Raw genomic sequence first — 26863 nt, 5'->3', positions numbered from 1 at the left:
ATGATGAAATCGGCGGCTTTAACGAACGAGATGGTTCGTTGGACGGATGAGACGGTGCCGCAGCTTGGGGCCGAGGTCGGCGCCCTACGGCGCCCGCCTCTGGCCTGCCGGCCATCCCCCTCAAGTGGGAGATTGGCTGTGGCATCGTCTTCGCCAATCGTCGACTTTGTAAAATGGTGCGGCCCGCGAAGCTGTTGATCTCCCCCCTTGAGGGGGAGATGCCCGGCAGGGCAGAGGGGGGCGCTGTCCCGCCGGCGTCCCGGTCCGGCAGCGTATCGCCTCGCCCTGACGGGCGGCTGGAATTTCATTCCCCGTCTGGCCACCGGATTGGCACGATCTATCTTCTTTCCAACTGCGATCGGCTGGAAAAGACGCTAGGTTGATCCATGGAGGCTCCGACATGAGCGAGCACAGAAAAGCCACGGCCGACAGTGCCGCCTCGGACGGCGTGACATCCCGCCTGCGCCCGCCCTATGCGTCGGTGCTCGATCTGATCGGGCAAACGCCGATCGTCGAGCTGACCAAGTTCGATACTGGAAAATGCCGGCTGTTCATCAAGCTCGAAAGCCAGAACCCAGGTGGCTCGATCAAGGACCGCATCGCGCTGTCGATGATCGCGGCGGCCGAGAAGGATGGCAGGCTGAAGCCGGGCGGCACCATCGTCGAGGCGACCGCCGGCAATACCGGCCTTGGCCTCGCCCAGGTCGGCATCCCCAAGGGCTATCGCATCATCCTGGTGGTTCCCGACAAGATGTCGCGTGAAAAAATCCAGCACCTGCGCGCGCTCGGCGCCGAGGTGCGCATGACGCGCTCCGATGTCGGCAAGGGTCATGCCGAATACTACCAGGACATGGCGGAGAAGATCGCCGCCGAACTGCCCGGCGCCTTCTACGCCAACCAGTTCGCCAACCCGGCCAACCCGCTGGCGCATGAGACGACCACCGGCCCGGAAATTTTCTGGCAGCTCAACAGTGATGTCGACGCGGTGGTGGTCGGCGTCGGCTCGGGCGGCACGCTGACCGGGCTTGGCCGCTTCTTCGCTGGCGTGTCGCCGAAGACGGAGATGGTGCTGGCCGATCCGGTCGGCTCGGTGCTGGCGCCGCTGATCAAGACCGGCAAGATGGAAGAGGCGGGGAGCTGGACGGTCGAAGGCATCGGCGAGGATTTCGTGCCGCCCAATGCCGATTTGTCGCTGGTCAAGAAAGCCTATTCCATCACGGACAAGCAGAGCATGCTGGCGGTGCGCGATCTGCTGTCGCGGGAAGGCATACTGGCCGGCTCTTCCTCCGGCACGCTGCTGTCGGCGGCCCTGCGCTATTGCCGCGAACAGACGGTGCCCAAGCGCGTCGTCACCTTCGTCTGCGACAGCGGCAACAAATATCTGTCCAAAGTGTTCGACGATTTCTGGCTGGCCGAGCAGGGGCTGGCCGAGCACGAACAGCATGGCGATCTGCGTGACCTCGTCATGCGCACCCACCGCACCGGCGACACGGTGTTCGTCGGCCCGGACGAAAGCCTGCTCAACGCCTATGGCCGCATGCGCCGCTCCGATGTCTCGCAGCTGCCGGTGCTCGACAATGGCAAGCTGGTCGGCATCGTCGACGAAAGCGACATCCTGGCCCATGTCGACGGTCCCTATGACGGGCGCTGGGAGCGCTTCAACGGCCCGGTGCGCACGGCGATGACCTCCAACCTGCACACGCTGCAGGCCAGCCAGACGCTGGACGCGCTGCTGCCGGTGTTCGACCGCAACGAGGTCGCCATCATCTTCGACGGCGACGAGTTCGTCGGCCTGATTACCCGCATCGACCTGATCAACCATCTGAGGCGCGCACGATGACCACATCCGGAAAGAACCGCCTGGCGTTTTCGACGCGCACCATCCATGGCGGCCAGAGCCATGATCCGCTGACCGGCGCGGTGATGGTGCCGATCTACGCCACCTCGACCTATGGCCAGCAGTCGCCCGGCGTGCACAAGGGTTTCGAATATGCCCGCAGCCAGAACCCGACGCGCTTCGCCTTCGAGCGCGCGGTGGCTGACCTGGAAAGCGGCTCGGCCGCCTTCGCTTTCGCTTCCGGCCTGGCGTCGATCGCCACAGTGCTCGAACTGCTCGATTCCGGCGCGCATATCGTCGCCACCGACGACATCTATGGCGGCTCCTTCCGGCTGATGGAGCGGGTGCGCAAGCGCTCGGCCAACCTGCAGGTTTCTTTCGTCGATTTCACAAATCTGGCCGCGGTTGAAGCCGCGATCCGGCCGGAGACAAAACTGCTGTGGGTCGAGACGCCGACCAACCCGCTGCTGCGCATCGTCGACCTCGAGGGCGTCGCGGCCCTGGCCCGGCGGAAGGGAATTTTGTCGGTCGCCGACAACACGTTCTGCAGCCCCTATATCCAGCGGCCGCTGGAGCTCGGCATCGACATCGTCGTTCACTCGACGACCAAATATCTCAACGGCCATTCCGACATGGTCGGCGGCGTCGCCATCGTCGGCGACAACAAGGATCTCGCCGACCGCCTGAAATTCCTGCAGAACGCCGTGGGCGCCATATCGGGCCCGTTCGACAGTTTCCTGGCGCTGCGCGGCTTGAAGACCCTGGCGCTCAGGATGGAGCGCCATTCCAACAATGGCCTGAAGATCGCGCAATGGCTGGAAGCGCGAAAAGATGTGCGCCGCGTCATCTATCCCGGCCTCGCCAGCCATCCCCAGCACGCGATCGCCGTCCAGCAGATGCATGCCTTCGGCGGCATGATCACGGCCGTGCTCGACCGCGACCTCGCCGGCACCAAACGCTTCCTTGAACGCACGCAGCTGTTCACGCTGGCCGAAAGCCTCGGCGGCGTGGAGAGCCTGATCGAACACCCGGCGCTGATGACGCATGGCTCCATTCCCGCCGAGAAGCGGGATGAGATCGGCATATCGGATTCGCTGGTACGGTTGTCGGCGGGGATAGAGGATGGCGATGATCTGATCGCCGATCTGGATCAGGCGCTGGGGGGCTGACACGAGCGCTCTGGGCGGCTTATGCCGATACCTGTCGGTTGTCGGCGCCGCCCCTCACCTGCCTGCCGGCATCCTCTCCCCGTATAGTGACGGGGAGAGGGCGCTTTCCTCGGCGGTTTCGCCAATCGGCGACGTTGCAGGATTTGGCACCGAGGTCACGGCTGCTTCTTTCTCCCCGTCTCTATACGGGGAGAAATGCCCGGCAGGGTAATGAGGGGCGGCGCCAACGTTCCGGAATGGCAATTGACCACAAGCGCCATCTGTCCGAACTATTGCGCCCCATGGCCACGCGCGACCCACCCGAACCCACCGAGCCCCTCACCTTCGCGGTGCTGGTATTCCCCGGTTTTCCGATGATGGCGTTCAGCTCGGTCATCGAGCCGCTGCGCGCCGTCAATGTGCTGGCGAAGCGGGAATGCTACCGCTGGATAATCGTTGGTGCGACCCAGGGTCCGGTCGAGGCGTCGAACGGCGTCGTCATCCAGCCAGGGTTCTATGCCGAGGCAGCACCCAAGGTCGACCGCATCGTCGTCTGCTCGGGCGGCGACGCCGATCATCTCGTCGCCGAGGACGCGGCGAGCTGGATACGCCGCAGCCTGCGCAATGGCGCCCATATCGGCGCGGTGGCGGATGCCGCCTTCTTCCTCGCGCGCGCGGGCCTGCTCGACGGCCATGCCTGCACCTTGCACTGGACCAGCCAGGCCGCCTTCACCGAGGCGTTTCCCAACATCGAATTGCGGCGCGATCTCTACGTCATCGATCGCAAGCGCTTCACGTCGGCCGGCGGCGTCGGCAGCCTCGACATGATGCTGGAGATCATCACCCGGGACTATGGCGCCGAGCTTGCCGCCGGCGTCGCCGAATGGTTCGTGCACAGCCAGCTGCGATCGAGCGTCGACCGCAAGCTGATGCCGCTGAGATTGCGCACCGGCGTCCAGAACGAGCTGGTTCTGTCGGCCATCGCCATCATGGAGGACGCGGTCGAGGAAAGGCTCGGCATGGCCGAACTCACCGCGAAACTCGGCGTCTCCTCCGACAAGCTCGAACGCTCCTTCCGCTCCGAACTCGACATCTCGCCCAACGGCTACTACCGGCGCCTGCGGCTGAAACGCGCCGCCGATCTCCTAGCCCACTCGACGCTCGCCGTGCGCGACGTGGCGCTGGCCTGCGGCTTTGCCTCGATGTCGAGTTTCGCCCGGGCCTTTCGCGAGGAGCATGGGCACGCGCCGAAGCAGGCAAGACGGCATTAGGGGCGCCCGCTGAAGCTGTGAGATGTTGGCGGGACAGCGCCCCCCTCTGTCCTGCCGGACATCTCCCCCACATGGGGGGAGATCGCTGCCACCTCGGCTTTCGCCTATCTCCAACATCGAAGACGGAGGCGCGGTTGGCGAAGCTGCCAATCTCCCCCCTCGTGGGGGAGATGCCCGGCAGGGCAGAGGGGGGCGCGAAGGATCGCGACGGCGCCTGTTGGCCAGCGGCATCTCGCACAACAAACGCGGTATTCCGCACAATCCATCCGCCCCGCCTGCGCCATGCTCGGCCCTCGCAAACCAGCCAAGGCCGAACCCCCATGAGCATCGTCGTATTCGACCCCGACAGCACCGAGGACGTCGACTTCAAGGACCGCATGCGACACCCCGTGGCCACTGACCCGGCCGGCGGGATGTGGCTGTCGGACACCGAGCCGTCCTTCATCGATGCGGACGCCCTGCGCAAAGGCCGGCTGGCGAAACTGCGCGGCTGGATGCGTGAGGCAGGCTATGGCGGCGTCGTGCTGTTCGACCCTTATAATCAGCGCTACGCCACCGGCTCGCGCAACATGTTCGGCTATTTCCTGCGCAACTCGACCCGCTATTTCTTCATCCCGACCGAAGGGCCGATCGTGCTGTTCGAATATCCGCAGAGCTACCATGTCTCCATGGTACTCGACACGATCGACGAGGCGCGTCCGTCCAAGCTCGTCTGGTCTTCCGTGTCAGGCCGCGACGACGAAACCGCGGGTCCCTTCGCCGACGAGATCGCCGAGCTCCTGAAGACGCATGGCGGCGGCTCGATGAAGCTCGGCCTCGACCGTTGCAGCCACCTGCAGGCGCTGGCGCTGGAAAAGCGCGGCTGCGAGGTCCGCGACTGCCAAGGCGAAATCCTGGCGGTGCGCGCGGTCAAGACGCCGGAGGAAGTCAAATGCCTGATGGCGTCGATGGCGGGCGCCGAGGCCGCCGTCTATGCGGTGCGCGAGGCGATCAAGCCCGGCGTCTCCGAAAACGAGCTGTTTGCGCTGATGTATGGCGAGGTCATACGCCAGGGCGGCGAGTTCATCGAAACGCGGCTCCTGACCTCCGGCCAGCGCACCAATCCCTGGTTCAACGAGGCCAGCGGCCGCAAGATCCGGCCGGGCGAACTTTTGGCACTCGATACCGACACGATCGGCTGCTATGGCTATTATTCCGATTTTTCCCGCACCTTCCGCTGCGGTCCGGGCAAGCCGACGCCTTACCAGAAGTCGCTCTACCGCATGGCGCACGACCAGGTTCAGCACAACATTTCGATCGTCAAGCCCGGCATGGCCTTTCGCGAGATCGCCGAAAAGGCGTGGAAGATCCCGGACCGCTTCGTCGACCAGCGCTACACCTCGGTCATGCACGGGGTCGGCATGCATGGCGAGACACCGTTCATCGCGCATGCCATGGATTACGAGACCTATGGCCGTGACGGCCATATCGTGCCAGGCATGGTGGTGAGCGTGGAAAGCTATATCGGCGAAAAGGGCGGCCGCGAGGGCGTCAAGCTGGAGGACGAAATCCTGATCACCGACACCGGCACGGAGCTGCTATCGCGCTTCCCCTATGAGGACGAGTTTCTGGAGAAAGAGGTTTGATAGCCGTTGCACCACTCGGTGACGTAGCCTTTACGGTTGGCGCAGCCTCCCATCGTTTCGTCATCCTAGGGCGAAGCAAGGAGCGCAGCGACGCGGCGCAGACCCTAGGATCCATGCCGGGACGTCAACGCGCCTCCCATCGCCTTCGTCATCCTAGGGCGGAGCAAGGAGCGCAGCGACGCAGCGCAGACCCTAGGATCCATGCCGTGGCGTCGATGCCGCGCAACGGTTACCGAATTCTGCTCCGTTGCGCCATTCGATGGACGTCACGGAATGGATCCTCGGGTCTCCGCGACGCCGCTGCGCGGCTGCTTCGCCCGTGGATGACGAAGTCGGGGAGGCTTCGGCCAATCATCACCGCTTGCGCCAACCCACTAAAAGCAACGATGTCGGCTTTTGACCAGCCTGCCAACCGCCAGGTCGATTCAGCCTGCAACCCAGGCGCCTCCGCATGAAAGCCCCTATCTCCATCAAGCGCGGCACGGTGGCCGCTGTGTTCATCGACCTGCAGGAAGAGCACCGGCACGACCCGCGCTACCTCGTCGAAGGCTACGAAAACATCCTCGCCAACGTCCAGCGCCTGCAGGCGGCGGCGCGGCAAAACCATGTGCCGCTCCATCACTGGGCCTATATCGTCGATCTCGACAGCCAGGACCGGCCCTTTCATCCCACAGGCGAAGACGGCAAGTCGGCCTTTTCCGACAAGAGCGACCCGCTGACCGAGATCTGCCATGAGGTGGCGCCGTCGGAGGGCGAGGCGCTGCTGATCAAGGCCGAGGCCAGCGCGTTCCGCAGCGGTCCGGCTGCCGACCGGCTCAAGGCTTCCGGCATCGAATGGCTTGTTGTCGCGGGCGTGTGGACCGAGGCCTGCATCGACGCCACCGTAAAGGATGCGGTGGCGAAGGGCTTTCGCGTGTTGCTGGTCAAGGATGCCTGCGGCAGCGGCAGCGCGGCGATGCACCAGACCGGCATCCTCAACCTCGCCAACCGGCTCTATGGCGGCGCGGTTACCGAGACCGACGGCGCCTGCCGGCTGCTGGCCGGCGAGACGGTCACCGTCTGGCAGGTCGAAGGCTCGGTACCCCTGCGCTTCACCTTTGAAAACGCCGCCCGTCTCTATGCCGAGCTTTGACGTGCCCCGCCGACTGAAATGACCGGCCGCGGCAAATACGAAACCCGGCTCGACCCGGCACTCTGGGCCTATATCGACAGCGTCAACGCCTGGTATCCGCCCGAGATATCAGGCCTGCCGGTCGACAAGCAGCGCGCGGTCTATGCCAGGATGTGCCGCGCCTTCCATCAGGGCAGACCGCCCGGGGTCAGGGCCCGCGACAGCTTGGTCGCCGCTTCCAAGCATGGCATCCCGGCCCGCCGTTACCGGCTCGCCGGCGCGGCGCCGCATGCGACAGTGCTCTATTTCCACGGCGGCGGCTTCATCCTCGGCGGGCTCGAAAGCCATGACGACATCTGCGCCGAAATCTGCGCCGGCACCGGCTTCGACGTGCTGTCGGTCGACTACCGGCTGGCGCCCGAGCACCTTCACCCCGCCGCCTTCGACGATGCCCTGGCGGGTTTCGAATGGGCGGTCGCAAGCAGCGGCCTGCCGCTGGTGCTGTGCGGCGAAAGCGCGGGCGGCAGTCTGGCGGCGGCGCTGGCGCAGGCCACGCGTCACCATCCGCGCGCCGCGATCGGCCAGGTGCTGATCTATCCCGATCTCGGCGGCAACGAGGCGGTGGGCTCCTATGTCGAACACGCCGATGCGCCGCTGCTGTCGACAGGCGATGCCGCCTTCTATCGCGACGTTCGCTCGACCAGGAAGCAATCGCCCGACGATCCGACCTTTTCACCGCTGCGCGACACGGACTTTTCCGGCCTGCCGCCAACGGTGATCATAACGGCCGAATGCGATCCGCTGTCGTCGGACGGCGAGGTCTATCGCGACCGCATCCTGCAAGCCGGCGGCAAGGCGTGGTGGCATGAGGAGCCCCGCCTCGTGCACAGTTTCCTGCGCGCTCGCACCACAGTGCCGGCAGCGGCGGAAGCCTTTGCGCGCATCATCGCGGCTGTTGCCGCGCTGGGCCGGGAGGAGTGGCCGTACTGAAGGTCCGGGTTACGAAGAGGTCGCGGCACTTGCCTCGGACGACGTTGCCTTCAGCCACAGCGCCTTTTCGCCTAGCGTGGCGACCATGGCGGCGTGCGCCGCGCGCTCTGCTTCGGTCAGACGCGGCACGAGCGGCGCCGGCCGTTCGGCGACGATGATCTCGATCTGGCGGACATTCTCACCCTGGGCCGGCGCGGTGGCGCTGTCGAGAATGAGCGCCGCCTGCTTGCCGCCGATCAGCTCGATATAGACCTCGGCCAGCAATTCGGAATCGAGCAGGGCGCCGTGCTTGGTACGCTTGGTATTGTCGATGCCGTAGCGCCGGCACAGCGCGTCGAGCGAATTGGGACCCATCGGGTGCTTGCGGCGCGCCAGGGCCAGCGTATCAACGACAAGCCCGTTATCGACGGGCGGATGACCGAGCCGGCCGAATTCGACATTGAGGAAGCCGATATCGAATGTGGCGTTGTGGGCGACCAGCTTGGCGCCTTCCGTGAATCGCAGCCATTCCTCGGCGATTTCGGCGAAGGTCGGCTTGCCCGCGAGATCGGCAGCGCTGATGCCGTGCACGGACTGCGCCTCGGCGTGGATCGCGCGCCCTTGCGGGTTGATATAATGATGGAAGGTCCTGCCGGTCGGAAAACGATTGACTAGCTCGACACCGCCAAGCTCGATCACGCGGTCGTCGCGCGAATCGAGGCCGGTGGTTTCGGTATCGAAAATGATCTCGCGCATCGAATCAGTTGCTCCAAAGGAGCAGAATCACGAGACCGGAACAAAATGGCAATGGGCAATGCCTCTTTTCCCTTCTCCCCTTGTGGGAGAAGGTGTCGCCGAAGGCGACGGATGAGGGGTGCTCCAGCTTGGCACCGACGGCACCCCGTGGCGCACCCCTCATCCGTCTCGGCGCGGCGCGCCGATCCACCTTCTCCCACAAGGGGAGAAGGAAAGGGCCTCAGCTGCCCCGCTTATCCCCGAAGTTCCGCAATGATCGCTGCAACAGCAGCACGCGCGGCGTCCAGCCCTTTACCGGTATCGATGACGAAATCGGCCAGCCGTCGCTTTTCGGCATCCGGCACCTGCTTGGCCAGGATCGACGCCAGTTTTTCCTCGCTCATGCCAGGCCGTGCCAGCACGCGCTGGCGCTGGACTTCAGCCGGCGCGGTGACCACGACGACCTTGTCGACCCGGCCACGGCCGCCGGTTTCGAACAGCAGCGGGATGTCGAGGACCGCGATCGATTCGCCCGCGTTACGATGCTTGGCCAGGAAGGCGTCGGCATCGGCGCGGACCAGCGGATGGATGATGGTTTCGAGCTTTTTCAAGGCCGCCGCGTCGCCGAGCACACGGGCGCCGAGTTTTGCGCGGTCGACGCTTCCGTCAGCGGTGGTGCCGGGAAAAGCGGCCTCGACCAGGGGAGCCGCCTTGCCGGCATAGAGGCGGTGCACCGTTTCGTCCGAATCATGCACCGGCACGCCGGCCTCGGCGAACATCCTGGCCGTGGTCGACTTGCCCATGCCGATCGAGCCGGTGAGGCCGAGCACGATCATGGTTTCAGCACCAGATCGGCAACGATGATCGCGCGAAGCTCCGCCGTCACCTTCGGCCTGACGCCGAACCAGCGTTCGAAGCCGGGCACCGCCTGGTTGAGTAGCATGCCGAGCCCGTCGACCGGCTTCAGCCCCCGTGCCCGCGCGGCGGCGAGCAGGGGGGTCTCGAGCGGCACGTAGACGATGTCGTTGACCACGGCATGGTCGGGAAGCAGCGTGGGGTCGGCGGGCAAACCCTCATTGCCCTGCATGCCCAGCGCGGTGGTGTTGACCAGCAGGCCGGCGTCGCCCAGCAATTCGGCGGTCGCGGCCACTTCGTGCGCCGAAACGCCGGCGCCAAAGCGGTCGCGCAATTCGATCGCCCGGGCGAGCGTGCGGTTGACGATGCGGATGTCTTTGAGGCCGCGCGTCTTCAGTGCGTGGATGACGGCGCGGGAGGCGCCGCCGGCACCCAGCACCACGGCCGGGCCCCTGGACGCCCAGCCCGGAGCGTAATCGTCGAGATTGGCGGCAAAGCCGTGGCCGTCGGTGTTGCCGCCCCACAAAGTGCCGTCCTCGAGCCACAGCGTGTTGACCGCGCCGATTTCGTCCGCCGCATGGTCGCGGCGCGCGACCCCGGCAAAGGCCGCCTCCTTGTGCGGGATGGTGACGTTGCCGCCGCGATAGCCATTGGCCTGCATGCTCGCCAGGAAATCGGCGAAATCCCGCGGCGCCACGTCGATCGCCTGGTAGCTGCCGTCAATGCCATGTTCGGCAAGCCAGTGACCGTGGATCATCGGCGAGCGCGAATGTTTTATCGGATGGCCGGTGACGAAGGCCTTCTTCATTGCCTCAGCCATCGATGGCTCCCAGTGTGCGCAGTTCCGCCAGCAGCGGCAGCAGCGGCAGGCCGACAATGGTAAAATGATCGCCCTCGATTTTTTCGAACAGCTGGATGCCTTCGCCCTCGATTTGATAGGCGCCGACGCTCGACAATGCCTTGGCGCCGACCCGGGCGAGATGGCGTCCGATGTAGGCGGGGTCGAGCTTGCGCATGGTCATCGAGGCGATGCCGACATGGCGCCACAGCACCTTGCCGTCGCGCACCAGCACGGCGGCGCTGTTCAACTGATGGGTCTTGCCCGACAGCGCCAGGAGATGGCGGCGCGCGCCTTCCATGTCGGCCGGCTTGTGGAACACCTCGTCGCCGAGCGACAGCGTCTGGTCGCAGCCGAGCACCAGCGCGCCGGGCCGGCGCTCGCTGACTTCGGTGGCCTTGGCTTCGGCGAGCACCAGGGCGACGTCCTCGGGCGAGGCGCCGCTGTCCTGCAAGGGCGCTTCCAGCGCCCGCTCGTCCAGCGTCGCGGGAACCGCCTCGATGTCGACGCCGGCATCGACCAGCATCGCCTTGCGGAACGGGCTGCCTGAAGCGAGGATGATTTTTTCGGTCATGCTGATTCACCGGCGTTGGTGTTCCGTGGCGCACCCCTCATCCGTCCGAGCTGCGCTCGGCCACCTTCTCCCACAGGGGGAGAAGGGAAGTCCTGCGTGGACGCCGCCGCAAATCACCACCCAATGGTATTTTGCAGCAGCGATGGCGCCTCGTTCTTCCTTCTCCCCTTGTGGGAGAAGGTGGCCTCGCGAAGCGAGGTCGGATGAGGGGTGCGCCACGGAATGCTCACATTTCTCGTCTGCCCTATCTCGTCTTCCCCCGCAGGGCAACGATGGCCGCAGCCGTCTCCTCGATCGAGCGGCGGCTGACGTCGATCATCGGCCAGCCGTGGCGGGTGCAGATCTGGCGGGCGTAGGCGAGCTCCTCGTTGATGGCGGCGCGGTCGACATAGTCGGTCGACACGTAGGTGCTCGAATTGCCGAGGATGCGGTTCTGGCGCACATGCGAGATGCGCTCGGCGGTGGCGATCAATCCGACGATCAGCGGTGTTCTGGCGGTGACCAGGCTTTCGGGCACCGGCACGCCGAGCACGATCGGGATGTTGGCGGTCTTGATGCCACGATTGGCGAGATAGATGCTGGTCGGCGTCTTCGACGTGCGCGATATGCCGATCAGCACGACATCGGCGTCATCCATGTTTGCCGGCAGCTGTCCGTCATCATGGTCCATGGTGAAATTGAGCGCATCGATGCGGCGGAAATATTCGGCGTCGAGAACATGCTGGGCGCCGACGCGGCGGCCGGCCGGGGTGCCGAGATAGGACTGGAACACGGTGAGCACGGGTTCCAGCACGGACACGCAAGGCAGGCCCATGGCCGCGCAGCGTTCGTCGATGCCGCGCGCCAGCTTCTGGTCGACGACCGTGTAGAGGATGATGCCCGGCTCCTCCTCTATGTCCTCGAACACCTTGGCTATCTGCTTTTCGGTGCGGATGAGCGGGTAGATGTGCTCGATGGCGCGCGCATCCTTGTACTGCGCCGAAGCGGCGCGGCCGGCGGCGAGCAGCGTTTCCCCAGTGGCGTCGGAAATCAAATGCAGGTGGAAGAAGCTCTGGGGTTTGTTCACAGGGGTCACCTGGGGCTGTGGGCGGATGTGGATAAGGTTGGACAGGCGGGCGTACTGGCCAGAGGCGACTGTATCAGATGCCGGTTTGTCCACAATTCGATGCGCTGTCAGCTTCGCCGGACGGCTGGGGACAAGTTCGTGGACGAGACGTTTTGCCTTTCGCCTGTCCACAGGGGAGGCTTCGAGGGTGGTCGATCTAGCGCATTGACTCGCCTGCGAGATTCCTGATTGTCCCCAGAACCCTGCAAACCGCGATCGGGAGTGCGCGACAATATGCTTGCTGGCGTTTTGGCGGCCAAAGCGGGACAGGTGACAACCATCACAACCAACAGACTCTTAGAATCAGAAGACTCTTTTAAAATAAGATATTTGATTACGAGGAAGCCGGGAGAGCGAGCGCTCGATGCCTGTAAGACGGATCATGCTGGATGTCCTGAAGGGCAAGGCGGTGTTTCCTCCTCCGCTCTGGATGATGCGCCAGGCCGGGCGCTATCTGCCGGAATATAGGGAAACGCGAAAGCGTGCCGGTTCCTTCCTGGATCTGTGCTACGACCCCGACCTTGCCGTGGAAGTGACGCTGCAGCCGATCGAGCGCTTCGGCTTCGACGCTTCGATCATGTTCTCGGACATCCTTGTCGTTCCCCATGCGCTTGGCCGCGACGTGCGCTTCGAGGAAGGGCGCGGGCCGCTGCTGACGCCGATTTCCGCGGCCGAGATCGCGGCGCTGGGAAGCGAGATGTTTCACGTGAATCTCGAGCCGGTCTACGAGACGGTTCGGAGGCTGCGGGCGAAATTGCCCGACGAGACGACGCTGATCGGCTTCTGCGGCGCGCCATGGACGGTGGCGACCTACATGATCGCCGGTCACGGTACGCCGGACCAGGCGCCGGCGCGGCTGTTCGCTTACCGCGAGCCGGCCGCGTTTCGGCAGCTGCTGAAAGTGCTCGCCGATCATTCGGCTTCCTACCTGATCCGCCAGATCGAGGCCGGCGCGGATGTCGTGCAGATCTTCGATTCCTGGTCGGGGGTGCTCGACGATGTATCGTTCGAACAGTGCTGCGTCGAACCGGTGGCCGAAATCGTCAGGCAGGTTCGGGCCGTCCATCCCGACGTGCCCATCATCGGTTTTCCCAAGGGGGCAGGAGCGCGCTACCAGAGCTATCGCGCCAAGACCGGCGTGACCGGGCTCGGCATCGACTGGACGGTGCCGCTCGAGGCAGCGAAGGCGTTGCAGCGGCAAGGAGCGGTCCAGGGCAACCTCGATCCCTTGCGGCTTGTGGCCGGCGGGCAGGCGCTGGCCGATGGCGTCGAGGCGATCCTCAAGGCGTTGGGGGACGGGCCGCTGATCTTCAATCTCGGCCACGGCATCACCCCCGACACGCCGGTCGCGCATGTCGAGGCGATGGTGAAACAGGTCCGGAGCACGGCACGCTGATGGCTGACAGGGATGACACCAACAGCACCGGCCAGGCGATGAAGCGCATGGCCGTCGGCATCGCAGTCCTGATTGTTCTCACCGCGCTTTTGTTTTTCTTCGCACCGGAAAGCTTCTATCCCTGGGCAAAGGCGATCCATATCCTCGCCGTCATTTCCTGGATGGCCGGCATGCTCTATCTGCCGCGGCTGTTTGTCTATCACGTCGACGCGGAGAAGGGCTCCGTCCAATCCGAAACCTTCAAGGTGATGGAGCGGCGTCTGCTGCGCGGCATCATCAATCCGGCGATGATCCTCACCTGGCTGTTCGGGCTGTGGCTGGCCTGGAAGATATTCGCGTTCCAGGGCGGCTGGCTGCATGCCAAGATCGGCCTGGTGCTGCTTATGTCGGGCATTCACGGCTATCTGGCCGCCGCGGTGCGCAAATTCGCCGAGGACCGCAACGAAAAAACGGCAAGGCACTGGCGGATCGTCAATGAGATCCCCACATTGCTGATGATCGCAATCGTGATCCTGGTCGTCGTGAAGCCCTTCTGAGGCTTCATCCGGCCTCGTCAAAAGGCGGCTTGCTCTTTCAGCCGACCGACGATACAAGACGGGTCTTCCTTCCCGTCATGCGCCGCCCCTCATTGCTTTCGGCCGCGCCCGGCATTTGTCGCATCCCGCCGATTTTTTTTCCCCAAAGCCTACCCAGAGTCCGTCTAATGCAAGAAATGAAACTCACCGAGTTCAAGAACAAGAAGCCGCCAGAGCTGATCGCTTATGCCGAATCGCTCGAGGTCGAGAACGCCAGCGTCATGCGCAAGCAGGAACTGATGTTCGCGATCCTCAAGAAGCTCGCCGCCCAGGACATCGAAATCATCGGCGACGGTGTGGTCGAGGTGCTGCAGGACGGTTTCGGCTTCCTGCGCTCCGCCAATGCCAACTACCTGCCAGGTCCCGACGACATCTATATCTCGCCGTCGCAGATCCGGCGCTTTTCGCTGAAGACCGGCGATACGGTCGAAGGACCGATCCGCAGCCCGAAGGAGGGCGAGCGCTATTTCGCGCTGCTCAAGGTCAACACGATCAATTTCGACGATCCCGAGAAGATCCGCCACAAGATCCACTTCGACAATCTGACGCCGCTCTATCCGACCTCGCGGCTGAAGATGGAGGTCGACAATCCGCCCAGCAAGGACATATCGCCTCGCGTGATCGACCTGGTGGCGCCGATCGGCAAGGGCCAGCGCGCTTTGATCAACGCGCAGCCGCGCACCGGCAAGACGGTGCTGTTGCAGAACATCGCGCACTCGATCACCGCCAATCATCCGGAATGCTATCTGATCGTGCTTCTGATCGACGAGCGACCGGAGGAAGTGACCGACATGCAGCGTTCGGTCAAAGGCGAGGTGATCTCCTCGACCTTCGACGAGCCGGCGGTGCGCCACGTCCAGGTCGCCGAAATGGTCATCGAGAAGGCCAAGCGCCTGGTCGAGCACGGCCGTGATGTGGTGATCCTGCTGGATTCGATCACTCGCCTCGGCCGCGCCTACAACACCGTCGTGCCGTCATCCGGCAAGGTGCTGACCGGTGGTGTCGACGCCAACGCGCTGCAGCGGCCGAAGCGCTTCTTCGGTGCCGCCCGCAACATCGAGGAAGGCGGCTCGCTGACCATCATCGCCACGGCGCTGATCGACACCGGCAGCCGCATGGACGAAGTCATCTTCGAAGAGTTCAAGGGCACCGGCAACTGCGAAATCCAGCTCGACCGCAAGGTGGCCGACAAGCGCATCTATCCGGCAATCGACATCCTGAAGTCCGGTACCCGCAAGGAAGACCTGCTGGTGTCGCGCCAGGACCTGCAGAAGATCTTCGTGCTGCGCCGTATCCTGGCGCCGATGGGAACCACCGACGCGATCGAATTCCTGATCGACAAGCTGAAGCAGACCAAGACCAATGGCGATTTCTTCGATTCGATGAACACTTGAGTTCGGAGGGGGTTCGCCCCCTCCTCTTCGTTCTCGGATCTGCGCCGTGTCCGCTTCCTGCCCTATCATCTCGCGGCGAGTTAGGGTCGCCGCAGCAATCCTTCCAGCTCATCCGGATCCGTAACCACCGGCAGGCAGACCTGGCCGGTGCAGAACCAGGCGCCGCGCCGGTTGGTCGGCGGCAGGATTCCGCCGGGCAGCAGGGGTCGATTCGCCGCCGTACCGATCGGCACGACGATATCGACGCGACGCGGATCGGGATTTCGATTCGCGACCGGAATGAGCTTCGGATCGTCCGGCCCATCGACGATGACCAGTTTCAGCGGCTCGATGGCAAGCGCGCAGGCATTGACGATGCCCGTCTGGCCATAGGCCTGATGCGCGGCGCGGCCGGCGGCGTGCTCGGCGGTTTTCCACGCCTTCTCCTGCAAGTCGAGATTGCCGGTGAGGGAGGCGAGCCGGAGCTGCGCCTCGATGATCTGGCTGGTGGCCGACGGAATGGCCTCGTCGACATCCCCCCTGATGCGGATCGGCACGTCGGTGCTGTCCGAGGCCGTCAGATAGTAGCCCGCCCCTTCGGCGTCGGCGTGCCAACGGTCCAGTTGTTCGAGGAACTGGCTGGCCTTTTCGACATAATTCCAATCGCCCGTGGCTTCGAACAGCGAGATCGCGGCGTTGGTCATAGCGGCATAGTCGCTCGACAGAGCGGGAAACAATTTCCGGGCGCCGAGCATGGAATGCGGCAAGCGATTGTCGCGGCTGGCGGCGCTGACATGGGCAAAGGCCTTTGCCGCCGCCTCGACCCAATCCGGGCGGGCCAGCGAGCGGCCAGCTTCGGCGAGGGCGGCGATCATCAGGCCGTTCCAGTCGGTAAGGGTCTTTGCATCCAGGCCCGGCCTGACGCGTTCTTCCCGCACAGCGAGAAGCCTTGCCTTGAGCGGCACCAACTGGTCCCGGTCCCCCACACCAAGCGCTTGCTGGGAGAGGGTCTGGTGGACCACTGGCTTGCCTTCCCAACCGGGCGGGCTGGAAAGCGTGAAGTATTTGAAAAACAAAGCTGAATCGCCGCCAAGGACGGATTCGATCTCTTCCCTGCTCCAGGTGTAGAACAGCCCTTCCTCGCCATCGCTGTCGGCGTCGAGACTGGCGGCAAAGGCGCCGCCGTCGACCCGCATTTCGCGCAGCAGCCAATCGACCGTGTCTTCGATTCGTATCCGGAACAGATTGTTGCCGGTTGCCGCGTGAGCCCAGTTGCAGAGACGGATGAGTTGGGCGTTGTCGTAGAGCATCTTCTCGAAATGCGGCACCAGCCATTCGGCGTCCGTCGAATAGCGGCTGAGCCCGCCGCCGATGTGATCGTAGATGCCGCCGCTCAGCATATGTTCGAGGCTGGTGAGAACGTCGTCACGATGCGCGGCATTGCCGTCGCGCAGCCAGGACAGCCACAACGTTTGCATGAACGGCGCGTTCGGGAATTTCGGCGCGCCGGCGAGGCCGCCGCGGTCGCGGTCGACCATGCCGCCGATGCGGCCGGCAAGGTCGGACAGCGTATCGCGATCGAGAAGCGCCTTGGCATGCGTGGCCGAGAGCCGCGCCTCGACATGGGAGGTCAGGCCATCGGCGCTCTGGTGCAGGCTCGCCCGCTTGTCGCGCCAGGCCTTGTCAACCGCTTCCATCACCTGGATGAATCCCGGACGGCCATAACGCGGCTCGCGCGGAAAATAGGTGCCGCCCCAGAACGGCTTGCCGTCCGGCGTCAGGAACATGGTCAGCGGCCAGCCGCCCTGCTCGCCCATTGAGGACAGGGCCGCCATGTAGATCTGGTCGATGTCGGGGCGCTCCTCGCGGTCGACCTTGATATTGACGAACAGACGGTTCATGACGGCGGCGACGTCGTCATTCTCGAAGCTTTCATGGGCCATGACATGGCACCAGTGGCAGGCGGCATAGCCGATGGAGAGCAGGATAGGCCTGTCCAGCGCCTTTGCTTCTTCCAGCGATGCCGGCGACCATCCCCGCCAGTGCACGGGATTGCCGCTGTGCTGCTGCAGATAGGGGCTGGCCTCGTCGGCAAGCAGGTTTCGCGCGGGCAAAGTCACAAGGGCCAAACTTTCGGGGCAATCCGGGGGCGGTGATGAGGCGGAAGCTAGGGCGGTTCGGTAGAGCGGGCAAATGATTTCAGGCGAATCGATCGTGGCGCTGTCGAGCGGCCGGCTCCCCGCCGGTGTCGCGGTGCTGCGCATATCCGGCCCAAGGACTCGATTCGTTATCGAAACGATTGCCGGCGGCATGGTTAAGGAGCGGAGCGCGGTTCTGCGCAAGTTCAGGGCTGCGGATGAGACGGTGCTCGACACTGGGCTGGTCGTCTTCTTCCCCGGTCCGGCCAGTTTCACGGGTGAGGATGTCGCCGAGTTTCATGTTCATGGCGGCCGCGCCGTGGTGGCCAGAATGCTGGAGACGATCGCTGGCTTTGACGGCGTCAGGCATGCCGAACCTGGAGAATTCACGCGCCGCGCGTTCCTCAATGGCAAGGTCGACCTGGTCGAGACCGAGGCGCTGGCCGACCTCGTCAACGCCGAGACGGAAGCGCAGCGGCGTTTTGCTATCCAAAATGCCGAAGGCGCGCAGAGCGAGCTCTACCTCAATTGGCGTCGGCGCCTGATCCATGCGCGGGCGATGATCGAGGCGGAGATCGACTTCGCCGATGAGGATGACGTGCCGGGTTCCGTTTCGGATACGGTTTGGTCAGACGTGCGGTCGATGATGTCGGAAATTGACCGCCATATAGCGGGATTCCACGCCGCCGAAATCATCCGCGACGGCTTCGAAGTCGTCATCCTCGGCGCGCCCAATGCCGGCAAGTCCAGCCTGTTCAATGCCTTGGCGCGGCGCGATGCGGCTATTGTAACGGATGAACCCGGAACCACCCGCGACCTGCTGGAGGTGGTGCTGGACCTCGAAGGCCTGCGTGTCAGGCTGACCGATACGGCCGGGTTGCGGGATGCGCCGGGGAAGGTCGAGGCGATTGGCATAGAGAAGGCGAAAGCCAAGGCGGATCGCGCCGATCTCGTGCTGTTGCTCGAGGACGCCGCCAACCCAAGAGATGCGGGTCCGCTGACAGTGACGGCGCCGGCATTGCGCGTTGGCACCAAGCTTGATCTGCTTGACAGAGAAGCGGCTCACAATGGGGTTCGGCGCTATGAGTTTGGCATATCGGTGGTCGACGGGACGGGCGTGGACGGATTGCTTGCGGAGATCGGGCGCCGCGCAAGTCAGGCAGCGGGCGGCGCCGGCGACGTGCTGCCGTCGCGGCTACGCCATGTCGAGCTGCTCAATGCCGCGAACCGGCATCTGCACCGCGCCGCCGATGAACGGACCGCGCAGGAACTGCGCGCCGAGGAACTGCGACTGGCAGCCGATCGGCTGGGGCGAATCGTCGGTGCCGTGGATGTCGAAGACTTGCTGGACGTGATCTTTTCCCAGTTCTGTATTGGAAAATGACTCACGTGAAACAGGCGCGGTCGTTGGCAGGACCTCTTCCGACTGACTCACGTGAAACATCTTGGAGCCGTGATTCACGTGAAACGCGGGGCAGGAGTAGGATTTCGCTGTTTCACGTGAAACGTCGCGCGGAAGTTTTCTTGACAGTATGGCTTCTCAGGGACATGTGTCGCTCATCTCATTGAGTCCGGGACCTATGTAAAATGACCGATCACTATGATGTGGTTGTGGTGGGCGGCGGCCATGCTGGTTGCGAGGCGGCCAGCGCGGCCGCGCGCGCCGGGGCCAGCACCGCGCTGGTAACGCTGCGTTTCGACACGATCGGCGTCATGTCGTGCAACCCTGCGATTGGCGGCCTCGGCAAGGGGCATCTGGTGCGCGAGATCGACGCCATGGACGGGCTGATGGGCCGCGTGGCGGACGCCGCCGGAATCCAGTTTCGTCTGCTCAACCGCCGCAAGGGCCCGGCGGTGCGCGGTCCGCGCACGCAGGCCGACAGGAAGCTCTATCGCCTTGCCATGCAGGAAGCGATTCGGCAGCAGAACGATCTCGACGTCGTTGAGGGCGAAGTTCTCGATTTCGAAATATCCGATGGAAAGATCGCCGCGGTTCTGCTGGCCGACGGCCGCCGGCTTGCCTGCGGCGCCGTGGTGCTGACGACTGGAACCTTCCTGCGCGGTCTCATCCACATCGGCGAGAAGAAGATCGTTGCCGGCCGCATGAACGAGAAGGCCAGCATGGGATTGTCGGCGACGATGGACCGCGCCGGGTTCAAGCTCGGGCGGCTCAAGACCGGCACGCCGCCGCGCCTGGATGGGCGAACCATCGACTGGGCGTCGCTCGACAGTCAGGCGGCGGACGAGCATCCCGTGCCGTTCTCGCTGATGACCGACCGTATCGTGACGCCGCAGATCGATTGCGGCATCACGCGCACGACCACGGCGACCCACGAGCTGATCCGCGCCAATCTAGGCCGCTCGGCGATGTATTCCGGCTCGATCGAAGGGGTTGGGCCGCGTTATTGCCCGTCGATCGAGGACAAGATCGTCAAGTTCGGTGACCGCGACGGGCACCAGATCTTTCTCGAGCCGGAAGGGCTCGACGACCACACCGTCTACCCCAACGGCATTTCGACCTCGCTGCCGGAAGACGTTCAGCTCGATATCCTGAAGACCATTCCGGGGCTGGAGCGTGCCATCATGCTGCAGCCCGGCTATGCCATCGAATATGACCACGTCGATCCGCGCGAACTGCACCAGACACTGGAGACCAAGCGCGTTGCCGGGCTCTTTCTCGCCGGTCAGATCAACGGCACGACCGGCTATGAAGAGGCGGCTGGACAGGGCCTGCTCGCCGGCCTCAATGCGGCGCGTCGCGCGTCAGGCGGCGAGGAGGTCGTGCTCAGCCGCACCCAGGCCTATATCGGCGTGATGGTCGACGATTTGATCAGCCGAGGCATCAGCGAACCCTATCGGATGTTCACCTCTCGCGCCGAGTTCCGGCTGTCGCTGCGCGCCGACAACGCCGATGAGCGGCTGACGCCGTTGGCCAACAAGCTTGGGATCGTCTCGGCGCGGCGCATGCAGCGTTATGGCGATGTCATCCGGCGGCTTGACGAAGCCCGCCAGCTTGCGCTTTCGCTGACCATGACGCCGAATGAGGCGGCACGGCACGGTCTGGAGATCAACCGCGACGGCGTGCGCCGGTCCGGTTTTGAACTGCTGGCCTATCCCGGTGTCGACTTGGCCTGGCTGGCCAGGGTCGAGCCGAAATTTCACGACGTCGACGCCAAGACCGCCGAGCGTCTCGAAACGGAAGCGAAATATTCGGTCTATCTCGATCGCCAGAGCACAGATGTCGCGCAGATCCGGCATGAAGAGAGCCGGCTGATCCCGGAGGCGGTCGATTTCGCCGGCGTGCCCGGACTGTCCAACGAGCTGAAGCGGAAGATGCAGGCGAGGCGGCCGCGCTCCATCGCGGATGCGCAGCGCATGGAAGGCATGACGCCGGCGGCGCTGGCGATCATCGTCGCGCATGTCCGCCATTGGGAAGCTGCGGAGAAAGCCGAGCAGAGGGACGTTGCGTGAGCTCGTTTTCCCTGAAGAGCCTGCAGGACGCCGCCGGTCCGGTTTCACGTGAAACATTCGAGCGCCTGGTGGCGTTCGAAGACATGTTCCAGAAATGGAATCGCAGCATCAATCTCGTGGCACAGTCGACCGCGGCCGATGTCTGGCAGCGCCACATACTGGACAGCGCCCAGCTCGCACGGATAGAGCCTGAAGCCAGGCATTGGGTCGATATCGGTTCGGGCGGCGGCTTTCCTGGGCTCATCATGGCCTTTCTGCTCGCCGAGCGCCCGGGGGCCAGCATCGATCTGGTCGAAAGCAACCGCAAGAAGGCCTCTTTCCTGCAGACCGTCATCGGTCAATTCGGCTTGCCGGCGCGGGTCGTGGCGCGCCGTATCGAGGACAGCCATGTGCTTGTTTCGAAGCCGCAAATCGTCACGGCGCGGGCGCTGGCTTCGCTTCCGGTCCTGCTCGACCTGTCCGCGCCATGGCTGACCTCGGGCGCGCGCGCTCTGTTCCACAAAGGCCGGGATTACCGCGCCGAAGTGCAAGAAAGCGTTAACCGGTGGACCTTCGATCTGGTAGAACATCCAAGCGTGACCGACGCCAGCGGCGTCATCCTCGAATTGTCCAATGTGCGGCCTGTCTGAACCGAGACCGGCCTGATTATTCGGCGACCCAAAGATGAATTTCTGGCATAAGCCCATGATGAAGAACGGCCCTCGAATCATCACCGTAGCCAACCAGAAGGGCGGTGTCGGCAAGACGACCACCGCCATCAACCTGGCCACCGCGCTGGCGGCAATCGGTGAAAAAGTGCTGATCGTCGACCTCGACCCGCAAGGCAATGCAAGCACCGGCCTCGGCATCGACCGCAAGGACCGGACGGTCTCGTCCTATGATGTGCTGACGGGCGAACTGGACCTGGAAGCCGCTGCCATTCCGACCGCGGTGCCCGGCCTGTCGATCGTGCCCTCGACGCTCGACCTGCTCGGCATCGAGATGGAGATCGCATCGGCGCCCGACCGGGTCCTCAAGCTGCGCAACGCGCTGCGTGCCGCGACCGAGCGCGGGGCGCCCTTCGGCTATGTGCTGATCGACTGCCCACCCTCGCTCAATCTTTTGACTTTGAATTCCATGGCGGCGGCCGACTCCGTTCTCGTGCCGCTGCAATGCGAGTTCTTCGCGCTGGAAGGCCTCAGCCAGTTGCTCGAAACCGTCGAGCAGGTGCGCCGCTCGATCAATCCGGATCTCACCATCCAGGGCATCGTGCTGACCATGTATGACGGCCGCAACAACCTCGCCAACCAGGTGGTGCAGGACGTGCGCGAGCATATGGGCGACAAGGTCTATGAGACCATTATACCGCGCAATGTGCGCGTGTCCGAAGCGCCGTCCTATGGCAAGCCGGCGATCCTCTACGACCTGAAATGCTCTGGCAGCCAGGCCTATCTGCAGCTGGCCTCCGAAGTGATCCGCCGCGAGCGTAAATTGCGCGCCGCTTGATCAGGCAAGATGCATAATCAACAGCCGATTCGATACCGAAACGATTCGAAATAGACGTGGAATAAAGATGAACGAAGATCTCTCGAGGAAAAGACTGGGTCGCGGGCTGGCAGCTTTGATCGGCGAGATCGACCGCCCGGCCGCACCGGAAAAACCGGGCATGAGCGCCGATGGCAAGGTGCCGATCGAGTTCATCAGCGCCAATCCGAAGAATCCGCGCCGGCATTTCGGCGATGCCGAACTGACCGATCTCGCCCAGTCGATCCGCGAGCATGGCGTCGTGCAGCCGGTGGTGGCGCGGCCGTCGCCCACCCAGGCGGGCCGCTACGAGATCATCGCCGGCGAGCGCCGCTGGCGGGCGGCGCAGCGCGCCGGGCTGACCGAGATCCCGGTCATCATCCGCGATGTCAACGACCGCACGGCGCTGGAGCTGGCGATCATCGAGAACGTCCAGCGCGCCGACCTCAATCCGGTCGAGGAGGCGCAGGGCTACCAGCAGCTCATCGACGACCATGGCTACACCCAGGCCGATCTCGGCCAGGTGATCGGCAAGAGCCGCAGCCATGTCGCCAACACGCTGCGGCTGTTGAAGCTGCCCGACGTGATCCGCGACATGCTGGTCGACGGCGCGCTGTCGGCCGGCCACGCCCGCACGCTGGTGACGGCCGAGGACCCGGCGGGCCTTGCCAAGCGCATCGTCGAGGAAGGCCTTTCCGTGCGCCAGGCCGAAGCGCTGGCGCAGATGCCGGCGGGCACACCTTCCAACGGCGCCAAGCCCGCCGCGCCGGCCGCCGAAAAGGACGCCGACACGTTGGCGCTGGAAAAGCTGCTCACCGACACGACCGGCATGATCGTCACGGTCGACCACAAGGGCAAGGGCGGGGTGCTGCGGGTTGCGTATCGGAGCCTGGAGCAGCTGGATGAGCTGTGCCGGAGGTTGAAGCAGGATTAGAGGTGGCCCCGGTGATTCACTGGACTACCAATCCGTTCTGACTGTTGTTTCCACGCAGTTAGAGCAATTCCAGGAAAAGTGCGTAGCGGTTTTTTCGGGAAGCGCGTAGCGCTTCCCCTTGGGAATCGCGTAAAAACAAGAAGTTAGTGCGGGAGGCCGCGACAAACTTTTCCCGGGATGCTTGGTATTTAGCCGGCGAATGTTTCGCGCGGTTCTCCCTTCTCCCCTTGTGGGAGAAGGTGTCGCCGAAGGCGACGGATGAGGGGTGCTCCAGGGAACGCCAACGTATCACTCCGCTGAAACACCCCTCATCCGTCTCGGCGCTACGCGCCGATCCACCTTCTCCCACAGGGGGAGAAGGAATAGGGCGCCTGCCACTGCCCCAGCCTCGCTCTCCACGGCGATCCCCTGCAACGCCTCTCGCCAGCCCTGGCGCTCGCGGCTTGACAGTGCCGGGCAACGGTATAACCTCAGAGATGGCTTAAATTATCTGCCCTGGCGTGCCAGTCAGCCGCGGCGAGGGCTGTCTGCCATTCCTACATGCCCATGAATGGCATCGCCTCGCCAAAACGATATGCCGACGCGCCTGACGCAAACGGGAGGTGCAAATGGCAGTCCGTTGGCAATTGTCCGGAAGTTACTTCGAAAATTGTAGCTGCGATGTCGTGTGTCCTTGCCTGCTGTCCACCAACGCGCAGCTGACATCGAAGCCGACGAGAGGCGTTTGCGACGTTGGTTTGGTCTTTCATATCGATACCGGCAATTACGGCGACGTTCGACTGGATGGGCTGAGTGTCGCGATGGTTGCTCACACGCCGGGTCCGATGGCAAACGGCGATTGGACGGCCGCCGCCTATATCGACGAACGGGCCGATGATCGGCAAACAGAGGCGCTAGGTGCCATCTTCTCTGGCGCGGCCGGCGGCCCCATGGCGGTGTTGGCACCCATGATTGGCACCAACCTCGGCGCCAAGAAGGTGCCGATAAGCTACCGGATAGACGGCAACAAGCGGTCGGCGGAGATTGCGGGTATCATGCGGATGGCTGTCGAGCCACTGCCGACAATGCGCGAGGATGGGCAGATGTGGGCAGCCACCGGCCATCCAGTCAATCCCGACTGGCTCGCCATGGCGATGGGGGCGGAAGGCAGCACATTCAGCGACCATGGCATGAGCTGGGACAATTCCCGCCGAAACGGACATTACGCCCCGATCAACTGGTCTGGCCAGCAGTAGAAGCTGGCCGCATGGTACGGAACGTACTTGTCCATGGCGCCGACGTTCCAGCGATACATCATTCTCGCGCTGCTGATCTCCATCGCCGCGGCGGCGTGGATCCTGCTCGTCTGGCAGCAGATGGGCATGGACGCGGACATGCGCATGGAAATGTACTCACTCACCATGGGCATGAGGGCGCCGCTGTTCCTTGCCGTCTGGATGATCATGATGATCGCCATGATGTTTCCGACGGCCGCGCCCATGATCCTGACCTTTCACACGGTCCAGGCCGGCAAACGGGGCCGCGGCGAGACCTTTGTCTCGAGCTGGGTGTTCGTGGCCGGGTACATGCTGGTTTGGGGCGTGATGGGCGTTATCGCCTTTGCCGGCGCGGCGGGTGCGGAGATGCTTGCCGGACATGTGGGATTGTCCACGGCGACGGCCGCGCGCATCGGCGGCGCGCTGCTGATGGTTGCCGGCGTCTATCAACTCTCCCCGCTGAAGGATCTGTGTCTGGCCAAATGCCGCACGCCGATCGGCTTCATCCTGACCTCATGGCGCGACGGTTACTGGGGCGCGGTTCGCATGGGCCTGGAGCACGGACTTTTCTGCCTGGGCTGCTGCTGGCTCTTGTTTCTCGCCCTCTTTCCTCTCGGGATCATGAACGTCGCCGCGATGGCCGTGGTCACCTTGCTGGTCCTTGCGGAAAAGACCCTTCCGGCAGGAGATCGGATCGCAAAGATGTCGGGTGTCGCTCTGCTCCTTTATGGCGCGGCGGTGCTGGTCTTTCCACAGGCGCTGCCAACCTTTCAGCCGGTGGGCGCCATGAGCATGAATTAACCAGCGCTCGGCACCGAAAAGGGGAGATCGCTCTGCTACCTTTGCGCCAGCCGCGCGCTTTCCACCGCGATCCCCAGCAGCGCCTGCCGAGCCAGCGCCACCGACAGGTCCGGCCGGCGCCGCGTCTGCAGCACGGCTGACTGCAGGCGGTTCAGCGCGCGGCCGAGCGCTTCGCTGTTCCAGCGCTCCAGCGTCTTTTCCACCAGCTTGCGCCTGGAGAAAAAGACCGGCGGGCGGGCGGCGGCGACGACGGAAGCGGCGTTGCGGCCGCCGGTCTCCATCTGGCCGCGCATGACCTGGATCTGCTGTAACTGCCGCATCGCCGAGGACAGCACCAGGAAGGGTGGGCCGCCACCCTGGCAATGGCGGGTGAAGGCGGTGTCGAAGTCGCCGACCTTGCCTTCGAGCAGCGCGTCGACGGCGTCGTCGAACGAGGCGCCGGACACGTCGCCGGACATGGCTCGCACCTCTTCCAGCCCGATTTCCTTCTGGCCGTGGGCGTAGAGGACGAGTTTTTCGATCTCGCCGCGCGAGGCCAGCCGGTCGCCGCCGAGATTGCGTCGCAGCGCCTGCCTCGCCTCCAGCGTCATCGACATGCCGGCCTTGCGCAGCTCGTCGTCGATGACGGTGTCGATGTCGCGGGTCTCATCGGCGTAGCAGGGCAAGGCCATGGCATTGTCGGCGCCCTCGACCACGGCTCGCAGGCCGACGCCTTTCTTCAAGTCGCCGGCCTCGATCAGGATGATGGCGTCCCTCGCCGGCTCCGCCGTCAGCGCCTTGACGTCGTCGGCCAGTGCCTTCTGCCCGGTGGCGTTGCGCACCCAGAGCAGCCGCCGGTCGGAAAACATCGGTACGGTGCGGGCCTCGTCGAGCAGCCGGCCTTCGTCGCGGTCGACCTCCGAACCCTCGAGCCTGACCACCGAGAACGGATCGTCGAGCGGCAGGCCGGTCTTTCCGGCAAAGGCCTTCGCCCGCTCCGAGACCAGGCCGCGATCGGGGCCATAGAGCAGGACGATCGAGATGCGCGGATCAGGCCGCGCGAGCCAACCGTCGACCTCGAAAGCTTTCTTCTGTGCCATGGAGGGTGGTTAGCATGATGCGGGGAGGGAGTGAACGGCGATCCGCACCGAGCGCTCTTTCCCTTCTCCCCTTGTGGGAGAAGGTGTCGCCGAAGGCGACGGATGAGGGGTGTTCCAGGGAACGCCAGCGTCTCACTCCGCGGGAACACCCCTTGTGTGTTTGGAATCGTGCATTGTTGAGGGTGCCACGGACCAGGTGCTTGCCTGATCCGTGGCGGCGGTCGAGAGCCCGTCACCCCTCAGGTGGCTTAAACCGTGGATGAGCTGGG

Annotated in this window: 23 protein-coding genes; 16 read left to right on the top strand and 7 right to left on the bottom strand. The window is 64.2% G+C overall.

Annotation, left to right across the window (positions count from 1 at the left end; translation table 11 throughout):
• Nucleotides 1-400: 400 nt before the first annotated feature.
• From EN808_RS33600 to EN808_RS33560, 6 genes are all read left to right on the top strand, one after another.
• Nucleotides 401-1840 carry a pyridoxal-phosphate dependent enzyme gene (locus EN808_RS33600; RefSeq protein ID WP_127278359.1) on the top strand — a complete coding sequence of 480 codons (1440 nt, stop codon included), beginning with the start codon at nucleotides 401-403 and terminating at the stop codon, nucleotides 1838-1840.
• Nucleotides 1837-3006 carry a PLP-dependent aspartate aminotransferase family protein gene (locus EN808_RS33595; protein ID WP_135918106.1) on the top strand — a complete coding sequence of 390 codons (1170 nt, stop codon included), beginning with the start codon at nucleotides 1837-1839 and terminating at the stop codon, nucleotides 3004-3006. The genes EN808_RS33600 and EN808_RS33595 overlap by 4 nt, the downstream gene beginning before the upstream one ends.
• Before the next feature lie 281 nt (nucleotides 3007-3287).
• On the top strand, nucleotides 3288-4256 hold the full coding sequence (locus tag EN808_RS33585; protein WP_127276263.1) for a GlxA family transcriptional regulator: 969 nt from the start codon (nucleotides 3288-3290) through the stop codon (nucleotides 4254-4256).
• Nucleotides 4257-4576: 320 nt separating this feature from the next.
• A complete protein-coding gene (locus tag EN808_RS33575; RefSeq protein ID WP_135918105.1) occupies nucleotides 4577-5881 on the top strand; it encodes a Xaa-Pro peptidase family protein in 1305 nt (434 codons plus the stop codon).
• A 451-nt stretch (nucleotides 5882-6332) separates the two neighbouring features.
• Entirely contained in the window at nucleotides 6333-7013 is a 681-nt protein-coding gene (locus EN808_RS33565) for an isochorismatase family protein (RefSeq protein WP_135918103.1), read from the top strand.
• 18 nt (nucleotides 7014-7031) lie between these two features.
• Nucleotides 7032-7982 carry an alpha/beta hydrolase gene (locus EN808_RS33560; RefSeq protein ID WP_135918102.1) on the top strand — a complete coding sequence of 317 codons (951 nt, stop codon included), beginning with the start codon at nucleotides 7032-7034 and terminating at the stop codon, nucleotides 7980-7982.
• Between the two features lie 9 nt (nucleotides 7983-7991).
• Here the strand turns inward: EN808_RS33560 and dnaQ are convergent, their stop codons facing one another.
• From dnaQ to EN808_RS33535, 5 genes are all read right to left on the bottom strand, one after another.
• Complete coding sequence (gene dnaQ, locus EN808_RS33555) at nucleotides 7992-8717, bottom strand: DNA polymerase III subunit epsilon (protein WP_135918101.1); 726 nt, start codon at nucleotides 8715-8717, stop codon at nucleotides 7992-7994.
• Nucleotides 8718-8950: 233 nt separating this feature from the next.
• Nucleotides 8951-9532 carry a dephospho-CoA kinase gene (coaE, locus tag EN808_RS33550; protein WP_135918100.1) on the bottom strand — a complete coding sequence of 194 codons (582 nt, stop codon included), beginning with the start codon at nucleotides 9530-9532 and terminating at the stop codon, nucleotides 8951-8953.
• Nucleotides 9529-10371, bottom strand: a complete 843-nt coding sequence (locus tag EN808_RS33545; RefSeq protein ID WP_135918099.1) for a shikimate dehydrogenase — start codon at nucleotides 10369-10371, stop codon at nucleotides 9529-9531. The genes coaE and EN808_RS33545 overlap by 4 nt, the downstream gene beginning before the upstream one ends.
• Entirely contained in the window at nucleotides 10364-10963 is a 600-nt protein-coding gene (locus EN808_RS33540) for a Maf-like protein (RefSeq protein WP_135918098.1), read from the bottom strand. The genes EN808_RS33545 and EN808_RS33540 overlap by 8 nt, the downstream gene beginning before the upstream one ends.
• A 244-nt stretch (nucleotides 10964-11207) precedes the next feature.
• Entirely contained in the window at nucleotides 11208-12029 is an 822-nt protein-coding gene (locus tag EN808_RS33535; RefSeq protein ID WP_127276242.1) for a pyruvate, water dikinase regulatory protein, read from the bottom strand.
• Nucleotides 12030-12432: 403 nt separating this feature from the next.
• On the opposite strand from EN808_RS33535, the gene hemE reads away from it, so the two are divergent.
• The 3 genes from hemE to rho all read left to right on the top strand — a co-directional run bounded on the left by hemE (nucleotide 12433) and on the right by rho (nucleotide 15433).
• Nucleotides 12433-13464 (top strand): uroporphyrinogen decarboxylase, encoded by a 1032-nt coding sequence (hemE, locus tag EN808_RS33530; RefSeq protein ID WP_135918097.1) that lies wholly within the window; start codon nucleotides 12433-12435, stop codon nucleotides 13462-13464.
• Nucleotides 13464-14000 (top strand): protoporphyrinogen oxidase HemJ, encoded by a 537-nt coding sequence (hemJ, locus tag EN808_RS33525; protein ID WP_127276237.1) that lies wholly within the window; start codon nucleotides 13464-13466, stop codon nucleotides 13998-14000. Before hemE ends, hemJ begins: the two co-directional genes overlap by 1 nt.
• Nucleotides 14001-14167: 167 nt before the next feature.
• Nucleotides 14168-15433: a transcription termination factor Rho gene (gene rho, locus EN808_RS33520; RefSeq protein WP_027145740.1), complete on the top strand. Its 1266-nt coding sequence runs from the start codon at nucleotides 14168-14170 to the stop codon at nucleotides 15431-15433.
• 80 nt (nucleotides 15434-15513) lie between these two features.
• On the opposite strand, the gene EN808_RS33515 is transcribed toward rho, so the two are convergent.
• Nucleotides 15514-17532 carry a thioredoxin domain-containing protein gene (locus EN808_RS33515; protein ID WP_135867802.1) on the bottom strand — a complete coding sequence of 673 codons (2019 nt, stop codon included), beginning with the start codon at nucleotides 17530-17532 and terminating at the stop codon, nucleotides 15514-15516.
• 73 nt (nucleotides 17533-17605) lie between these two features.
• Between EN808_RS33515 and mnmE the strand changes: the two genes are divergently transcribed.
• From mnmE to EN808_RS33475, 7 genes are all read left to right on the top strand, one after another.
• Nucleotides 17606-18934: a tRNA uridine-5-carboxymethylaminomethyl(34) synthesis GTPase MnmE gene (gene mnmE / locus EN808_RS33510; RefSeq protein ID WP_135918096.1), complete on the top strand. Its 1329-nt coding sequence runs from the start codon at nucleotides 17606-17608 to the stop codon at nucleotides 18932-18934.
• A 203-nt stretch (nucleotides 18935-19137) separates the two neighbouring features.
• Nucleotides 19138-21021 carry a tRNA uridine-5-carboxymethylaminomethyl(34) synthesis enzyme MnmG gene (gene mnmG, locus EN808_RS33505; protein ID WP_135918095.1) on the top strand — a complete coding sequence of 628 codons (1884 nt, stop codon included), beginning with the start codon at nucleotides 19138-19140 and terminating at the stop codon, nucleotides 21019-21021.
• Nucleotides 21018-21650 (top strand): 16S rRNA (guanine(527)-N(7))-methyltransferase RsmG, encoded by a 633-nt coding sequence (gene rsmG, locus EN808_RS33500; protein WP_135918094.1) that lies wholly within the window; start codon nucleotides 21018-21020, stop codon nucleotides 21648-21650. Before mnmG ends, rsmG begins: the two co-directional genes overlap by 4 nt.
• A 55-nt stretch (nucleotides 21651-21705) precedes the next feature.
• Nucleotides 21706-22506: a ParA family protein gene (locus EN808_RS33495; RefSeq protein WP_031251964.1), complete on the top strand. Its 801-nt coding sequence runs from the start codon at nucleotides 21706-21708 to the stop codon at nucleotides 22504-22506.
• A gap of 67 nt (nucleotides 22507-22573) precedes the next feature.
• A complete protein-coding gene (locus EN808_RS33490) occupies nucleotides 22574-23458 on the top strand; it encodes a ParB/RepB/Spo0J family partition protein (protein WP_135884218.1) in 885 nt (294 codons plus the stop codon).
• A 608-nt stretch (nucleotides 23459-24066) separates the two neighbouring features.
• Nucleotides 24067-24693: a DUF1326 domain-containing protein gene (locus EN808_RS33480; protein ID WP_135918092.1), complete on the top strand. Its 627-nt coding sequence runs from the start codon at nucleotides 24067-24069 to the stop codon at nucleotides 24691-24693.
• A 33-nt stretch (nucleotides 24694-24726) separates the two neighbouring features.
• Nucleotides 24727-25515: a DUF2182 domain-containing protein gene (locus EN808_RS33475; RefSeq protein WP_135918091.1), complete on the top strand. Its 789-nt coding sequence runs from the start codon at nucleotides 24727-24729 to the stop codon at nucleotides 25513-25515.
• Between the two features lie 35 nt (nucleotides 25516-25550).
• Here the strand turns inward: EN808_RS33475 and holA are convergent, their stop codons facing one another.
• Nucleotides 25551-26594 carry a DNA polymerase III subunit delta gene (gene holA / locus EN808_RS33470; protein ID WP_135918090.1) on the bottom strand — a complete coding sequence of 348 codons (1044 nt, stop codon included), beginning with the start codon at nucleotides 26592-26594 and terminating at the stop codon, nucleotides 25551-25553.
• Nucleotides 26595-26863 lie beyond the last annotated feature (269 nt).

The organism is Mesorhizobium sp. M8A.F.Ca.ET.165.01.1.1 (assembly GCF_004792065.1).
In the GTDB taxonomy this organism is placed as follows: Bacteria; Pseudomonadota; Alphaproteobacteria; order Rhizobiales; family Rhizobiaceae; genus Mesorhizobium.
This window is presented reverse-complemented; position numbering and strand designations above follow the sequence as displayed.

Excerpts from the sequence above, each read along its gene's own strand:
- EN808_RS33475 (WP_135918091.1), top strand. The coding sequence starts at position 24,727 with ATGGCGCCGACGTTCCAGCGATACATCATTCTCGCGCTGCTGATCTCC.
- EN808_RS33545 (WP_135918099.1), bottom strand. The coding sequence starts at position 10,371 with ATGGCTGAGGCAATGAAGAAGGCCTTCGTCACCGGCCATCCGATAAAA.
- rho (WP_027145740.1), top strand. The coding sequence starts at position 14,168 with ATGCAAGAAATGAAACTCACCGAGTTCAAGAACAAGAAGCCGCCAGAG.
- mnmE (WP_135918096.1), top strand. The coding sequence starts at position 17,606 with ATGATTTCAGGCGAATCGATCGTGGCGCTGTCGAGCGGCCGGCTCCCC.
- EN808_RS33490 (WP_135884218.1), top strand. The coding sequence starts at position 22,574 with ATGAACGAAGATCTCTCGAGGAAAAGACTGGGTCGCGGGCTGGCAGCT.
- EN808_RS33595 (WP_135918106.1), top strand. The coding sequence starts at position 1,837 with ATGACCACATCCGGAAAGAACCGCCTGGCGTTTTCGACGCGCACCATC.
- EN808_RS33480 (WP_135918092.1), top strand. The coding sequence starts at position 24,067 with ATGGCAGTCCGTTGGCAATTGTCCGGAAGTTACTTCGAAAATTGTAGC.
- dnaQ (WP_135918101.1), bottom strand. The coding sequence starts at position 8,717 with ATGCGCGAGATCATTTTCGATACCGAAACCACCGGCCTCGATTCGCGC.
- EN808_RS33565 (WP_135918103.1), top strand. The coding sequence starts at position 6,333 with ATGAAAGCCCCTATCTCCATCAAGCGCGGCACGGTGGCCGCTGTGTTC.
- holA (WP_135918090.1), bottom strand. The coding sequence starts at position 26,594 with ATGGCACAGAAGAAAGCTTTCGAGGTCGACGGTTGGCTCGCGCGGCCT.
- hemJ (WP_127276237.1), top strand. The coding sequence starts at position 13,464 with ATGGCTGACAGGGATGACACCAACAGCACCGGCCAGGCGATGAAGCGC.
- EN808_RS33495 (WP_031251964.1), top strand. The coding sequence starts at position 21,706 with ATGATGAAGAACGGCCCTCGAATCATCACCGTAGCCAACCAGAAGGGC.
- mnmG (WP_135918095.1), top strand. The coding sequence starts at position 19,138 with ATGACCGATCACTATGATGTGGTTGTGGTGGGCGGCGGCCATGCTGGT.
- EN808_RS33575 (WP_135918105.1), top strand. The coding sequence starts at position 4,577 with ATGAGCATCGTCGTATTCGACCCCGACAGCACCGAGGACGTCGACTTC.
- coaE (WP_135918100.1), bottom strand. The coding sequence starts at position 9,532 with ATGATCGTGCTCGGCCTCACCGGCTCGATCGGCATGGGCAAGTCGACC.
- EN808_RS33560 (WP_135918102.1), top strand. The coding sequence starts at position 7,032 with ATGACCGGCCGCGGCAAATACGAAACCCGGCTCGACCCGGCACTCTGG.
- EN808_RS33540 (WP_135918098.1), bottom strand. The coding sequence starts at position 10,963 with ATGACCGAAAAAATCATCCTCGCTTCAGGCAGCCCGTTCCGCAAGGCG.
- EN808_RS33585 (WP_127276263.1), top strand. The coding sequence starts at position 3,288 with ATGGCCACGCGCGACCCACCCGAACCCACCGAGCCCCTCACCTTCGCG.
- hemE (WP_135918097.1), top strand. The coding sequence starts at position 12,433 with ATGCCTGTAAGACGGATCATGCTGGATGTCCTGAAGGGCAAGGCGGTG.
- EN808_RS33600 (WP_127278359.1), top strand. The coding sequence starts at position 401 with ATGAGCGAGCACAGAAAAGCCACGGCCGACAGTGCCGCCTCGGACGGC.